Origin of the sequence: Streptomyces sp. NPDC050658 (genome assembly GCF_044457025.1) — a bacterium.
GTDB lineage: Bacteria > Actinomycetota > Actinomycetes > Streptomycetales > Streptomycetaceae > Streptomyces.
Window position 1 is genome coordinate 180,174 of record NZ_JBITGM010000008.1, and the last position, 14,133, is coordinate 194,306.

11 protein-coding genes are annotated in these 14,133 nt (G+C 71.1%); 9 read left to right on the plus strand and 2 right to left on the minus strand.

The genetic code is table 11. From position 1 onward, the window contains the following. Positions 1–116: 116 nt before the first annotated feature. The 5 genes from ACIBKX_RS26870 (at position 117) to ACIBKX_RS26890 (ending at position 6,034) form a co-directional block, all read left to right on the plus strand. A complete protein-coding gene (locus ACIBKX_RS26870) occupies positions 117–1,772 on the plus strand; it encodes an FAD-binding dehydrogenase (RefSeq protein WP_363274944.1) in 1,656 nt (551 codons plus the stop codon). Between the two features lie 201 nt (positions 1,773–1,973). Next, on the plus strand, positions 1,974–2,933 hold the full coding sequence (locus tag ACIBKX_RS26875) for a hypothetical protein (protein ID WP_363274943.1): 960 nt from the start codon (positions 1,974–1,976) through the stop codon (positions 2,931–2,933). A gap of 97 nt (positions 2,934–3,030) precedes the next feature. Further along, on the plus strand, positions 3,031–4,608 hold the full coding sequence (locus ACIBKX_RS26880; RefSeq protein ID WP_363274942.1) for an APC family permease: 1,578 nt from the start codon (positions 3,031–3,033) through the stop codon (positions 4,606–4,608). A gap of 177 nt (positions 4,609–4,785) precedes the next feature. Then, a complete protein-coding gene (locus tag ACIBKX_RS26885; protein ID WP_363275044.1) occupies positions 4,786–5,454 on the plus strand; it encodes a molybdopterin-dependent oxidoreductase in 669 nt (222 codons plus the stop codon). Further along, complete coding sequence (locus ACIBKX_RS26890) at positions 5,423–6,034, plus strand: cytochrome b/b6 domain-containing protein (RefSeq protein WP_363274940.1); 612 nt, start codon at positions 5,423–5,425, stop codon at positions 6,032–6,034. The genes ACIBKX_RS26885 and ACIBKX_RS26890 overlap by 32 nt, the downstream gene beginning before the upstream one ends. A gap of 85 nt (positions 6,035–6,119) precedes the next feature. Here the strand turns inward: ACIBKX_RS26890 and ACIBKX_RS26895 are convergent, their stop codons facing one another. Further along, the gene (locus tag ACIBKX_RS26895) at positions 6,120–7,526 is read right to left on the minus strand and encodes a gluconate:H+ symporter (RefSeq protein WP_363274938.1); all 1,407 of its coding nucleotides are present in this window, start codon (positions 7,524–7,526) and stop codon (positions 6,120–6,122) included. 112 nt (positions 7,527–7,638) lie between these two features. Then, positions 7,639–8,148, minus strand: coding sequence for a gluconokinase (locus ACIBKX_RS26900; RefSeq protein ID WP_363274936.1), 510 nt, complete (start codon positions 8,146–8,148; stop codon positions 7,639–7,641). A 171-nt stretch (positions 8,149–8,319) separates the two neighbouring features. Between ACIBKX_RS26900 and ACIBKX_RS26905 the strand changes: the two genes are divergently transcribed. The 4 genes from ACIBKX_RS26905 (at position 8,320) to ACIBKX_RS26920 (ending at position 13,999) form a co-directional block, all read left to right on the plus strand. Continuing rightward, positions 8,320–9,021, plus strand: coding sequence for a FadR/GntR family transcriptional regulator (locus tag ACIBKX_RS26905; RefSeq protein ID WP_363274935.1), 702 nt, complete (start codon positions 8,320–8,322; stop codon positions 9,019–9,021). 51 nt (positions 9,022–9,072) lie between these two features. Further along, the gene (locus tag ACIBKX_RS26910; protein WP_363274934.1) at positions 9,073–9,477 is read left to right on the plus strand and encodes a YchJ family protein; all 405 of its coding nucleotides are present in this window, start codon (positions 9,073–9,075) and stop codon (positions 9,475–9,477) included. Between the two features lie 270 nt (positions 9,478–9,747). After that, on the plus strand, positions 9,748–12,627 hold the full coding sequence (locus ACIBKX_RS26915) for a peroxidase family protein (RefSeq protein WP_363274933.1): 2,880 nt from the start codon (positions 9,748–9,750) through the stop codon (positions 12,625–12,627). Next, a complete protein-coding gene (locus tag ACIBKX_RS26920) occupies positions 12,599–13,999 on the plus strand; it encodes a hypothetical protein (RefSeq protein WP_363274932.1) in 1,401 nt (466 codons plus the stop codon). Before ACIBKX_RS26915 ends, ACIBKX_RS26920 begins: the two co-directional genes overlap by 29 nt. Positions 14,000–14,133: the final 134 nt, after the last annotated feature.

The following is a 14,133-nucleotide window of genomic DNA, read 5'->3' on the forward strand; positions in this document are numbered from 1 at the left end:
CGCTTCTCTGTGCCCCGCCCCACGAGTGACCCGAACCGGGTAGTTGACGCCAGTCGTTCGCGTACCCAGGATCTGACCAGGATCTGACTCACCGGTATCCAGGAGGAACGACCCCTATGGCGTACGACGCAGATGTGATCGTGATCGGCGCGGGTCTCGCCGGGCTCGCGGCTACGGCCGAACTCGTCGACGCAGGGCGCCGGGTCATCCTCCTCGACCAGGAACCCGAGCAGTCCATCGGCGGCCAGGCGCACTGGTCCTTCGGCGGGCTCTTCTTCGTCGACTCGCCCGAGCAGCGGCGGCTGCGGATCAAGGACTCGCACGCGCTCGCCCTCCAGGACTGGATGGGCACCGCCGCTTTCGACCGTCCCGAGGACCACTGGCCGCGCAAATGGGCCGAGGCGTACGTGGACTTCGCGGCCGGCGAGAAGCGGCCCTGGCTGCACGGCATGGGGGTGCGCTGGTTTCCCGTCGTGGGCTGGGCCGAGCGCGGCGGCTACGACGCGCAGGGGCACGGCAACTCGGTGCCGCGCTTCCACATCACCTGGGGGACCGGGCCCGGCCTGGTCGCCCCCTTCGAGCGGCGGGTCCGCGAGGGTGTCGCCCGCGGCCTGGTGCAGCTGAAGTTCCGCCACCGGGTCACCGGGCTCTCCCGCAGCGCGGGCGACCTCGACACCGTCACCGGCGAGGTCCTTGAGCCCTCGGACATCGAGCGGGGCAAGGCCAGCAGTCGCGAGGTCACCGGGTCCTTCGAGTTCCGGGCCCAGGCGGTGATCGTGACGTCCGGCGGCATCGGCGGCAACCACGACCTCGTACGCGCCAACTGGCCCGAGCGGCTGGGCAGTCCGCCCGAGCGGATGGTCGCGGGCGTGCCCGCGCACGTCGACGGCAAGATGCTCGGCATCGCCGAGGCGGCGGGCGCCCGGCTGATCAACCGCGACCGGATGTGGCACTACACCGAGGGCATCCAGAACTGGAACCCCATCTGGGAGAACCACGGCATCCGCATCCTGCCGGGCCCCTCCTCGATCTGGCTCGACGCGCGCGGCGACCGCCTGCCGGTGCCGCTCTTCCCGGGCTTCGACACCCTGGGCACGCTGGAACACATCATGAAGTCCGGCTACGAGTACACCTGGTTCGTGCTCAACCAGCGCATCATCGGCAAGGAGTTCACACTCAGCGGCTCCGAGCAGAACCCCGACCTGACCGGCAAGTCCGTGCGCGGCGTCATCGACCGCGCGCGTGCCGATGTGGCCGCCCCGGTCAAGGCGTTCATGGACCACGGCGCCGACTTCGTGGTGGAGAAGGACCTCGGCGCGCTCGTGCGCGGCATGAACGCGCTCACCAAGGAGCCGCTCATCGACGAGGCGTCGCTGCGCCGCACGCTCCAGGCGCGCGACCGCGAGATCGTCAACCCGTTCACCAAGGACCTCCAGATCACCGCGATCCGTGGCGCCCGCAAGTTCGTCGGCGAGCGGCTCATCAGGGCGGCTCCGCTGCACCCGGTGCTCGACCCGAAGGCGGGCCCGCTGATCGCGGTGCGGCTCAACATCCTCACCCGCAAGACGCTCGGCGGTCTGGAGACCGACCTCTCCTCACGCGTCCTGACGGAAGGCGGGGCTCCGCTCCCCGGTGTGTACGCCGCCGGTGAGGCCGCCGGTTTCGGCGGCGGGGGAGTGCACGGCTACCGCTCGCTCGAAGGGACCTTCCTCGGCGGCTGCCTCTTCTCGGGCCGGACGGCGGGCCGCGCCGCCGCCAAGTCGGTTGGCTGAGACGCCGGTCGGCGTGATCGGTGCCTGCTTGTCCGAATCGTGTCCTTGCGGGCAACCCCGCAGGTCGGGGGTGAAGTCTGGGGAATTTGAAACGAGTTGGTGAAGAGGGGTGGGCAGGGCCGACCTTGACTGGAGCGCTGCCTACCGCTTTGCTGTGCGTGATCATCCGTAAGCGAGCCGCGCCGGGGAGGAAGTCCCGCGGTGTCACCACCCCCGCCCCCCTTGGGCCGTTCCCGCAAGCGAGCGGCGCACACCTTCGACTCCGCGCTCGACGACACCGAACTCGTGGCAGCCCGCGCCGCGTTGGCCCAGGGTCGTTGGACCGAGGTCCGTGCGCTGTTCGCCGCGACCGGCGACGAATGGGACCGCAGGGGCCACCGGTTCGACGTACTCGCGCAGGAGCACTCCACCACCGCCTGGACCCGTGACTGGCGGCTCGCCGAGCCCGAGTCCGCCGACGCCGCCGTGCTGCTCGCCTACGCCGCCGTCCATCTCGCGCTGCGCGGCAAGGGCCGCTCGGAGAAGGCGCGGGAGGCCTGCCGCGAGGCGGCGGCGCTCGTCCCCGCCGATCCCACGCCCTGGCTCGCACTGCTCGCCCTCGAACGCACCCTGGGCCGCGAGGAGGACGTCGTCCGCCTCTTCGACGAGGTCCGCCACCGCCACCCCGAGCACCACCACGCCCACCATCTGATGGTCGCCAGGCTCGCCGAGCGGCGCCCCGCCGCGGGCCAGGACCCGCTGCACGAGGTGTACGACTTCGCCGCCTGGGCCGCCGAACAGGCGCCCGCGGACTCGCCGTTGGCGGTGCTTCCCGTCGTCGCGCACGCCGAGCGCTACCGCGTCCTCGCCACCATCGGCAGCGAGCCCGCCGACCCGGTGGCCTCCGGGCACTGGACCGGACGCAGGGCCCGCCAGGTCATGAAGTCCGCCTTCGACTGGTGGCTGGAGTGGGAGATGCCCGAGGGCAGGGCCCATCCGCGCGGCCGCGTCGACCTCAACTTCCTCGCGCACGCCAAGTCCTGCGAGGGCCGGGCCGCCGAGGCGGCCGCGCTCTTCCACCGCATCGGGCGGCACGCCACCAAAGACCCCTGGTCGTACCCGGACCGGGACCCGTACCAGGCGTTCACCGCCGCGCGCGCCGCCGCGCTCGGCGCCGCCTGACCCGGCCCACCAGCAGGACCCGACCAGCAGGAACCCACCAACAGGACCCACCAGTAGGAACCCACCAACAGGACCCCTCGGAAAGGACCAGCGCGCCATGGCGACGGGAAGTTCGAGCAGTGCGAGCGGCACCAGAGCCGTCGGCGGATCCGCTCCGGGGGCCGCCGGCTCCGACAGCGGGATCAGCACCTATGTGGGCGAGGAGCGGGCGCTGCGCGCGGGTCGCCTCGGCACCGCGGGACTGCTGCTCTCCGTGCTCGCCGCGACCGGCCCCCTGATGGTCGTCGCGGGTGTCATGCCCACGACGTACGGCGTGATGGGTATCGTCGGACAGCCGCTGCTCTTCCTCATCCTCGGCGTGGTCCTCGGCCTCTTCAGCTTCGGGTACGCAGAGATGAGCCGCCACGTCCACAACGCGGGCGCCTTCTACGCGTACATCTCGCGCGGCCTCGGCGGCACCGCGGGCGCCGGTGCCTCGCTGGTCGCCCTCGTCGCCTACAGCGCGCTGCAGATCGGCCTCTACGGCATGCTCGGCTTCGAGATCTCCGGGCTGCTCAACACCTACTTCGAGGTCGAGGTCGCCTGGTGGATACCGGCAATCGTCGCCGTCGTCGCCGTCGCCGTGCTCGCCTGGCTGAAGATCGACCTGAACGCGCGCGTCCTCGGCGTCCTGCTGCTCATCGAGGTCGCGCTCGTCGTCATCTTCGACATCGCGGCCGTCGCCGACCCGGCCAAGGAAGGCCTCTCGCTGCACGCCTTCAACCCGGACACCCTCTCCGGCGCGGGCCTCGGCACCGCCCTCTGCTTCTGCATCGCCGCGTTCCTCGGCTTCGAACAGGCGCCGGTGTACGCCGAGGAGACCAGCCGCCCGCAGGTGGTCGTCGCCCGCGTGATGTTCTTCGCCGTCGGCTTCGTCGCCGTCTTCTTCGCGATCAGCTCCTGGGCCCTCACGGTCGCCGCGGGGCCCTCCGGCATCGTGCCCGCCGCGCAGGAACAGAGCGCGGGACTGCTCTTCGGGCTCACCGAGTCCCGGCTCGGCGCCACCTTCACCGACGTACTCCATGTCCTGTTCGTGACGGGCATGTTCGCGGCGCTGCTCTCCTTCCACAACGTGGTCGCGCGGTACGCCTTCGCCATGGGCCGCGAGGGTCTGCTGCCCGCCGCGTTCGGCCGCACCAACACCGCCACCGGCGCTCCCGGCACCGGCTCGCTGCTCCAGACGGTCCTCTCCGTGCTGGTCGTGGTGGCCTTCGCGGTCACCGACGACGGGGCCTTCGGCGACCCGACCGCGCCGGTCCTGCACCTGTTCACCTGGCTCGGCAACATCGGCGCCCTCGGCGTCATCCTCCTGATGGCAACGGCCTCCGTCGCGGTCATCGTCTTCTTCGTACGCCGTGGCGCGGGCCGCGCCCAGGCCTGGCGCATCGTCGCCTCCGCGCTCGCCGCGGCCGGACTGCTCACCATCGCGGTCTACACGGTCAAGGACTTCGACGTGCTCGTCGGGGCGGGCCCCGGCTCGGCGCTCAGCTGGGTGCTGCCCGGCATCGTCCTGCTGGCCGCCGCGACCGGCGTCGTCTACGGCCTGGTCCTGCGCGCCACCAAGCCGGACGCGCACGCCCGGATCGGCCTCGGCAACGAGGCGTTCCAGCTGGAGAAGGCGGCGGAGCGGCCCTGACGGCCGGCCGGAACCTTACGGAACGCTGACGGACACCCGCGGCCCCTGTACCCCGGGGACCGCGGGTGCTCGAATCGAAGGGTGACAACTCCCCTTCCGCACCCGCCAGAAGAGGCCGACGGCGAGGTCGGCGGCGAGGCCGGCGGTGCGCCGGTCGGCCGCCGTCTGGTCCTTGGGATGCTCGGCCTCGGCGTCGTGGGCGTGGCCGCGGCGCCGCCGCTCCAGCGCGGCCTGGAGTCCTTCCTCGGCGCCGCGTCCGACAAGGACCCCACCGGCCTCACGGACCTGCTGCCCAACGGCGGCGGCTTCCGCTACTACTCGGTGGCGTCGTCCGTCCCGCACCGCGACGCGTCGTCCTACCGCCTGAAGATCGACGGCCTGGTGGAGCGCCCCCGGACCTATGCGCTGGGGGACCTGCGTGCGCTGCCGCAGACCCGGCTCGTCCGCGACGTCCAGTGCGTGACGGGCTGGCGGGTGCCGGGCACGCCCTTCGAGGGAGTACGGCTCTCGCGGCTCCTGGACGCGGCTGGGGTACGGCCCACCGCCCGCGCGGTCCGCTTCACCTGCTTCGACGGGGCGTACAGCGAGAGCCTGACGCTGCGGCAGGCGCGGCGGGCGGACGTCCTGGTGGCGCTGCGCATGCAGGACAAGGACCTGGGCCACTCGCACGGCGGCCCCGCGCGTCTCTACGTCGCCCCGATGTACTTCTACAAGTCCGCGAAATGGCTCTCCGGAATCACCCTCACGGACGAGGTGGTGCCGGGTTACTGGGAGCGGCGGGGCTACGACGTGGACGCCTGGGTGGGTGATTCGAATGGCCGCGACGACGAGCCCACGGAGGTCTGACGTCGCACGCTTCACCCCGCTTCAGCGCTGGGTGCACCGCCTGACGGCGCTCCTGATGGGCGTGTGCGTGGGGACGGCGGCCTGCCTGTATCTGCCGTTCCTCGCCGAACTGGTGGGGCGCCGGGCGCTGGTCGTGACCCTCCACGAGTGGTCCGGGCTGCTGATCCCGGCACCCTTCCTGGCGGGCCTGGCCTCCCGCGCCTTCCGCGGCGACCTGCGGCTCCTGAACCGCTTCGGGCCGCACGACAGGGTGTGGCTCCGCTCGGCGCTGCGGCGCCGGGCCGCGCCGCGCCCGGCGGGGAAGTTCAACGCGGGCCAGAAGCTGTACGCCGGCTGGATCGGCGGGGCGGTCCTGGTGATGCTGGGCACGGGCCTGCTGATGTGGTTCACACACCTGACCCCGCTGAGATGGCGCACGGGAAGCACATTCGTCCACGACTGGCTGGCCCTGGCCATCGGCGTGGTCCTTGCCGGGCACGTGGGGATGGCACTGGGGGACCCGGAGGCGCGGCGGGGGATGCGGTCGGGGTCGGTGGACTCGGGGTGGGCGGAGCGGGAGCACTCGTTGTGGCGCAGGTAGGGCCTGTGGCGGTGCCTCCCCCGCTCCTCGAACGCCGGAGGGGCTGAAGACCAGCCCCTCCGGCGTTCGACGACCGACCCCGCGGCTAAATCACCAGCGACAGCAGCAGCACGAAGCCGCCCGCGACCACCGAGATGATCGTCTCCATGACCGACCAGGTCTTGATCGTCTGGCCGACGTTCAGCCCGAAGTACTCCTTCACCAGCCAGAACCCGGCGTCGTTCACATGCGAGAAGAACAGCGAACCGGCACCGATCGCCAGCACGAGCAGCGCCGTGTGCGAGTCGGACATGTCAGCCGCCAGCGGAGCCACGAGCCCCGCCGCCGAGATCGTCGCCACCGTCGCCGACCCCGTGGCGAGCCGGATCACCACGGCGATCAGCCAGGCAAGCAGCAGCGCCGGAATCGACCAGTCCTTGGAGATGTCGAGGACCATCTGACCGACACCCGAGTCGATCAGCGTCTGCTTGAAGCCACCACCCGCGCCCACGATCATCAGCACACCGGCGATCGGCGCGAGCGACTTCTCGACCGTCGTCGAGAGCTGCCCCTTGGTGAACCCGGCCGCACGCCCCAGCGTGAACATGCCCACGATGACCGCGGCGAGCAGGGCGATCAGCGGCGAACCGATGACGTCGAAGACCCGCTGCACGGTGTGCTCGGGGTTGTCGACGATGATGTCGACCAGCGCCTTGGCCAGCATCATGACGACCGGAAGCAGGATCGTCGCGACGGAGGCGCCGAAGCTCGGGCGCTTGTCGAGGTTGTCCGAGGTGCGCTCGGGGATCATCCGGTCGGGCACCGGCACGTCCACCCAGCGGGCGGCGTACTTCGAGAAGACCGGACCCGCGATGATCACCGTCGGGATGGCGACCAGCACGCCGAGCGCCAGCGTGATGCCCAGGTTCGCGCCCACCGCGTCGATCGCGACCAGCGGACCGGGGTGCGGCGGGATGAGGCCGTGCATCACGGAGAGACCGGCCAGGGCCGGGATGCCGATCCGCATCAGCGAGTAGTTGCCCCGCTTGGCGACCATCAGGACCACCGGGATCAGCAGCACGATGCCGACCTCGAAGAAGAGCGGAAGACCGATCACCGAGGCGATGAGTACCATCGCCCACGGCATCGCCTTGCCGCCGGACTTGCCCGCCTTGGCCAGGATCGTGTCGACGATCTGGTCCGCGCCGCCGGAGTCCGCGAGCAGCTTGCCGAGGATCGCGCCGAGGGCGATCAGTACGCCCACACCCGCGACGGTCGAGCCGAGGCCCGCCGTGAAGCTGGTGATCGCCTTGTCGAGCGGGGCGCCCGCGAAGGCGCCGAGGGCGAGCGACCCGATGGTCAGGGCCAGGAACGCGTGCAGCTTGAACTTCGTGATGAGCAGGACGATGACGGCGATGCCCGCGAGGACGGCGATGCCCAGCTGGGTGTGGCCAGCGGAGGTGATCGGCTCGACGGTGTCCGCTGCCAGCATCTCAACGCTGAGACTGGTCACGGTGTCTTCCTTGTACGTCAGGGGGGAGGGGACGGTGGTGCGGTGGGACTGGGGAGTGGGGGGTATCCGCCGGCGGCGCTACCCGCCGGCAGGAGCTGTCTGCCGACAGGCGCTATGTGTCGAGGGCGAGCAGCGCCTCGTACGCACGCTCGCTGATCTCTTCCGGACTGCCGGTGACGTCCACGGCGACGCCCGCCTCGTCCGCGCCGAGCGGCTGGAGCGTGGCGAACTGCGAGTCGAGCAGGGCCGTCGGCATGAAGTGGCCCTGCCGGTGGGACATCCGGTCCTCGATGAGTTCACGGCTGCCGGTGAGGTGGACGAAGACGAGACCGGGGGCCTCGGCGCGCAGCCGGTCGCGATAGCTGCGCTTCAGCGCGGAGCTGCTGACCACACCACCGAGCCCGGCACGGCCGTGCGCCCAGGCGCCGATGGCGTCGAGCCACGGCCAGCGGTCGTCGTCGGTCAGCGGGGTCCCGGCCGACATCTTGGCGATGTTCGCCGGGGGGTGGAAGTCGTCGCCCTCGGCGTAGGGAACGCCGAGGTGTGCCGCGAGCAGGGGGCCGATCGTCGTCTTGCCGGTACCTGCCACGCCCATCACCACGACGACGTGGGGAGTGCTCATCGCTGTCCTGCCTCGCTGTCTTCATCGACATCGGTCGTTCACGGGCCGCCGGTCGGGGGAGGCCGACGGCCCGTTCACGTCACTGAAACCCATTAGGTCTGACGAATTCAAGAGTCTGTGACACAAAAGTCTGACTTTTTGTTCCCGGGGGTCCCCTCGTACCCTGACGACATGACCGCACAGGCCCGTGGGCTGCACGCTCGTGTACTGGAAAGCCTCGGGCCCGCCATCACCGGCGGCGACTACCCGCCGGGCAGCGTGTTGCGCACGGATGAACTCGCGCAGCGCTTCGAGGTGTCACGCTCCGTCATCCGCGAGGCCATCCGGGTGCTCGAATCCATGCATCTGGTGGAGTCCCGGCGCCGGGTCGGCGTGACCGTGCGGCCCACCGAGGAGTGGAACGTCTACGACCCGCAGGTCATCCGGTGGCGCCTCGCGGGCGCCGACCGGCCGCGGCAGCTGCGCTCCCTCACCGTCCTGCGCTCGGCGATCGAGCCGGTCGCCGCCGGGCTCGCGGCGCAGCACGCGACACCCGAGCAGTGCGCCGCCCTCACGGAGTGCGCGCTCGGCATGGTCGCCACGTCCCGCGGCCAGCAGCTGGAGGGGTACCTCTTCCACGACGTGAACTTCCACCGGATCGTCCTCAACGCGTCCGGCAACGAGATGTTCGCCCGCCTCGGGGACGTGGTCGCCGAGGTGCTCGCCGGTCGTACGCACCACCAGGTGATGTTCGAGGACCCGGACCCGGCCGCGGTGACGTTGCATGTGCGGGTCGCGGAGGCGGTGCGGGAGGGCGACGCGGTCAAGGCGGAGGCGCTGACCCGGGAGATCGCGGTGGGCGCGCTGCACGAGCTGGACATCCTCGCCCCGTAGCGGGACGTTCCCCGCGCCGTGCAGGGGCGCCCCCTGGTGAACAATGGCCCTATGTCCCGACGCGCCACCCCACCCCCGTCCTCCTGCCCCTGCGGTCACCCCGAGCCGTACGAGAAGTGCTGCGGCCGGCTGCATCGCGGCGAAGCCGTCGCCGCCGTGCCCGAGGAGCTGATGCGGTCCCGGTACTGCGCCTTCGTCAAGCGTGACGCGGCCTATCTGCTGCGCACCTGGCATCCGCGGACCCGGCCGCCCGGCGTCGACTTCGACCCCGGCATACGGTGGGCCGGCCTGGAGATCCTGGCCACCGCCGACGGCACGGCGTTCCACACCACCGGCACGGTCGAGTTCCGGGCGCGGTACACCGACGGCGGCCGCGCCGAGGCGCTGCACGAGCGGAGCCGGTTCGAGCGGGTGGCCGGGGCCTGGGTGTATGTGGACGGCGACTTCATCGAGTAGCACCGGCACGCCGCCGACCCGTCACGGACCGGCCATCGGTGTACACCCGCTTCTGGGGTTGCTGGGGGTGGTGGCCCCAGAGGGACTCCCGGCCGATCACAACCGTCCACGCGCACCCCGCCGACGGGCCCAAACACCCCCGCCCGCCTGCCTGTTCGACCTCGGGCGACACCCCGCACATAGGCGGGAACCCGCGCTGCGCAAGTCCCTCTACGCCACTAGCGTCCTAGGCCCTCCCGTCCCGTACGCCTGCGTGCGAAGGAAGCCCCCATGGCCGACACCGGACAGAACGACCAGAGTTACGAGCGCTACGCAGGCGGCAGCCCGGAGGCCGAGCACCGGCTCTTCCAGCGCCTGGCCCGCGAGTTGATGCGGGTCCAGGCGGAGAACCGGCGCGCGGGCGACGCCGGTTCTCTCGCGCGGACCCTGCACGCGAAGTCCGCGCTCGGCGTGGAGAACGCCCGCCTCAGCTTCCACGAGGACCTGCCCGAGGCGCTGCGCACCGGATTCGTCCGGCCGGGCGCCGAGTACCCGGCGACCGTGCGGCTCTCCAACGCGAGCGGCATCCGGCAGGCCGACGGCGTGGCCGACCTGCGGGGCGTGGCCGTGCGGGTGACCGTGTCGCCCGAGGAGAGCCACGATCTGCTCGCCACCAACTTCCCGGTGTCGCACGCCAAGGACGCCCGCGAGTTCGTCGCCTTCGCCAAGGCCATGGCCGGCGCGACGAACCCCGTCCAGAAGGCCTTCGGACTCCTCGTCAAACTCCCGCTCGCCGTGGGCCTGGCAACCGCGACCCGGATGCGCCGCAACATCCAGGCCGCCACCCGGCACAAGGTCGACAGCCTGGCCAGGGAGACCTACTGGAGCCGCGGCGCGATCCTGTGGGGCGAGGCGGGCCCGGTCCGCTATCTGCTGCGGCCCGTCGTCGGCGGCGCCCCGGAGCCCAAGCCCGAGCGCCGCGACCCCGGCTTCCTGAACCGCGAACTCGCCCACCGCCTGGTCACGGCAGACGTCGCCTTCGAGCTGTGCGTCCAGCGGTACGTCGACGAGCAGCGCACCCCCGTCGAGGACGGCTCCGCCGACTGGAAGGACGCCGTCACCCCGGCCGTGCCCATCGGCCGGCTCACCGTGCCCCGCCAGGACCTGACCACCGCCGAGGCACAGGCCGCGGCCCGGCGCGTCGAGGAACTCGCCTTCAACCCCTGGTACACCACCGACGAGTTCCGCCCCCTCGGCAATCTCAACCGCGCCCGCAAGGCCGCCTACGAGGCCAGCGCCGCCCACCGCCAGGGGCTGCGCTTCAGCACCGAGGAGCCGCTGCGCAACCGGGTGCTCGGCGTACCCGTCGGCGGATTCTTCCGCGTACTGAACCGCTATGTCCCCTGGTACAAGCTGCCGTTGGAGTCGAGCCTGCTCAACGTGGTCTTCCTGCGGAAGGCACTCAGGCGCTTCAACCTCATCGACACCGACGTACCCGAGGCGCCGCCGAAGGCGGGACCCGTGCCGGCGCCCGTCGACGAGCGGCACCGCACCGCCCGCTCGTACGACGGCACGTACAACGACCTGTCCGCGCCGGCCATGGGAGCCGTCGGCGCGACCTTCGGACGCAACATGAAGCCGGACTACCGGCCCGACCTCTTCGACACCCCGAACCCGGTGACGGTCAGCCGCACCCTGCTGCACCGCGACACGTTCGTCCCGGCGACCACCCTGAACGTCCTCGCCGCCGCCTGGATCCAGTTCCAGGTCCACGACTGGGTCAACCACCGCCGCCACCCGTTCGGGAGCAAGTCCGTCGAGGTGCCGCTGCCGCCCGGCAGCACCTGGCACAACACCCCCGACGGGCCGCCCGAGAACGTGATGCGCTTCGCCGAGAACGAGGGCATCGAACTGCCCGGCGACCGCCCCCCGATCCTCTTCGCCAACAGCGCCTCGCACTGGTGGGACGGCTCGGAGGTGTACGGCGCGACCGCGCGCACCGCGCGGTTCCTGCGCGGTCCCGACGGCACCGCCGACCTCCGCCTGGAGGACGGACACCTGCCCCTCACCCAGGAGGGCGGCATCCCGCTCACCGGCTTCAACGAGAGCTGGTGGATGGGCCTCAGCGCGATGCACACCCTCTTCGCCCGTGAGCACAACGCGGTCTGTGCCGCGCTGCGTTCCGAGTACCCCGCGATGAGCGAGGACAGCGTCTATCACACGGCCCGCCTGGTCGTCTCCGCCCTCATCGCCAAGATCCACACGGTGGAGTGGACCCCGGCGATCCTCGCCACCGAGGCCCTCGACGTCGGCATGCACACCAACTGGCAGGGCCCGCCCGACAAATGGCTGTCCAAGCTGGGCCTGTGGCTCCTGGAGGCGCACTCCCTCACCGGCATCCCCAAGACACTGCCCGACCACCACGGAGCGCCGTACTCCCTCACCGAGGAGTTCGTCACCGTCTACCGGATGCATCCGCTGATCCCCGACGACTTCGAGATGCGCGAGCACCACTTCGGGCAGCGCCTGGAGACCCTCGGCTTCAACGACATCCAGGGCGGCGCCGCCGAGGCCGCCATCCGCAAGACGGGCCTCGCCGACACCCTCTACTCCTTCGGCATCGCCCACCCCGGCGCGATCACCCTCAACAACTTCCCGCGCGCGCTGCAGCGCTTCGAGCGGGACGGCGAGATCATCGACCTGTCCGTCGTCGACCTCGTGCGCACCCGCAGGCGGGGCGTGCCGCGCTACAACGACTTCCGCGCGGGCCTGCACAAACCGCGGCTGCGGCGCTTCGAGGACCTGACCCAGGACCCCGAGACCCTCGCCCGCCTCACGGACGTCTACGACTCGGTCGACGAGATCGACACCGTGGTCGGCCTGTTCGCCGAGAATCCGCCCACCGGCTTCGGCTTCAGCGACACCGCCTTCCGCATCTTCATCCTGATGGCGACACGGCGGCTGCAGAGCGACCGCTTCCTGACCGTCGACTACCGCCCCGAGATCTACACGCCGCTCGGCATGGACTGGGTGGAGAAGGGCGGCATGAAGTCCGTGATCCTGCGGCACGCCCCGGACCTCGCGGGTCTGCTGCCCCGCGGCGCGAGCGCGTTCGCGCCGTGGCGCCAGGTGCAGCCGACGCGTGACGGAGGCAGCGGTGCCACCGGGTGACGGCCGGGCCGACCGCCGTCATCCGGGGCTCGACGACCTCTTCGTACGTCCCCTCCTGGAGACGGTGTGGCGGCGCCGCACACACCGGGTGAGCCGGGGCGCCGACGTCCCGGCCGGCTCGATGACCCACACCTCCAAGCACGCCCCGCAGCCGCTGACCGAGCTGGAGGAGGCGGTCCTGATCGCCCTGACCGGCTGCACCGGTCTGACGATGCCGGACCGGCCCTTCGAGGACCCGCGCGACGGCAAACCGATCATGGCGAAGCCGAACCTGACGATGGCGGGCCGCACGGCGGGCAGCCCCGACAACGCGCAGGGCACGCACTTCTTCCTGATCAACGACACGGGCACGTACTACCTGCGCAAGCTCGCCCCGGCCCCGGAGGAGTCCTTCGACGCGCCCACCCTGACGGCCCGCGCGCGGGCGGCGAAGGTCCGCGTCCTCGACCACCGCCTCGACGTGGCGGAGGGCCTGCGCGACTTCCCCGCCTACCTGGACTCGAACCGCTTCCTGTCCAACCTTCCCGGTACGACGCTGCTGTTCCCGGTGGTCGACCTCTCCCACCAGTACATCAACGCGCTGATGTATCTGCTCACCCAGCCGGACGGGGCGCGCCCCACACTGGTGGACGACCGCAACTTCTACCGCCCGGCGGGCGTACGGAAGTGGATCAGGAACGGCTTCCTCAACGAGAAGCTGAAGCTGCCGCTGGGCGCCCTCGGCCCGCTCCGCACCCAGATCGAGGCCGACCTGCTGCTCCAGAACCTGATGCTGGTCGCCGAGGCGATGGGCCTCGGCGCCTGGATCCACGCCTCCATCAACCCCCAAATAGCGCTGGGCGACCCGAAGTTCTCCCGCGTCTACGGCAAGATGCTCGGCTTCACCTTCGTCACTCCGCGCTGGCGCCCCGCGGACATCTGGCGCTGGCACGTCCCGCTGCCCAAGTACGCCACCATCCGCTCCCACCCGGTCGGCCTCAAGGCACCGGACGGCGAGCCGCTGATCGCCGCGATGTGCCCGCCCGCGTTCGCGTCGATGTCCGACGCGGTGGACAAGGTGATCCGCGAGAAGTTCGGCCCCGGCGGCGTGTACGGCGACAAGGACGTGTTCGCCCGCATCTACCGGGAGGACTTCGGCCGCCGCTACCTCGCGGAGGCGAGCGAGTACGACGACCGGGTCATCGACTGCGCCCGCGACATCTGCACCTACATCCTGCGCACCCACCGCCGCTTCCCGGCCCACACGGACGCGATCCACGTCCCCGGGATCTGGCTCCAGACCCACCACGTGGAGACGGAGTACTACGAGCGCTACTTCACCAACGGCTTGACGGGGGCACATCGCAGGCACGGGAGTCTGTGGGACGTCTAGACGGCGGTGCGTATCCAGCCAAGGGCGCACATCCTCCTGGCCGAAGATCACCTACGGTTCGCGCCCGCTAACCCACCGGGTTGATCAACACCGTCCCCAACCAGATAAGCTCCGCTCCAGCGCCGTGAGTTGAC

What these genes read in the sequence shown, in the direction of transcription:
- ACIBKX_RS26915 (WP_363274933.1), top strand. Translation starts at nt 9,748, where the DNA reads ATGGCCGACACCGGACAGAACGACCAGAGTTACGAGCGCTACGCAGGC.
- ACIBKX_RS26885 (WP_363275044.1), top strand. Translation starts at nt 4,786, where the DNA reads ATGCTCGGCCTCGGCGTCGTGGGCGTGGCCGCGGCGCCGCCGCTCCAG.
- ACIBKX_RS26900 (WP_363274936.1), bottom strand. Translation starts at nt 8,148, where the DNA reads ATGAGCACTCCCCACGTCGTCGTGGTGATGGGCGTGGCAGGTACCGGC.
- ACIBKX_RS26890 (WP_363274940.1), top strand. Translation starts at nt 5,423, where the DNA reads ATGGCCGCGACGACGAGCCCACGGAGGTCTGACGTCGCACGCTTCACC.
- ACIBKX_RS26905 (WP_363274935.1), top strand. Translation starts at nt 8,320, where the DNA reads ATGACCGCACAGGCCCGTGGGCTGCACGCTCGTGTACTGGAAAGCCTC.
- ACIBKX_RS26880 (WP_363274942.1), top strand. Translation starts at nt 3,031, where the DNA reads ATGGCGACGGGAAGTTCGAGCAGTGCGAGCGGCACCAGAGCCGTCGGC.
- ACIBKX_RS26870 (WP_363274944.1), top strand. Translation starts at nt 117, where the DNA reads ATGGCGTACGACGCAGATGTGATCGTGATCGGCGCGGGTCTCGCCGGG.
- ACIBKX_RS26910 (WP_363274934.1), top strand. Translation starts at nt 9,073, where the DNA reads ATGTCCCGACGCGCCACCCCACCCCCGTCCTCCTGCCCCTGCGGTCAC.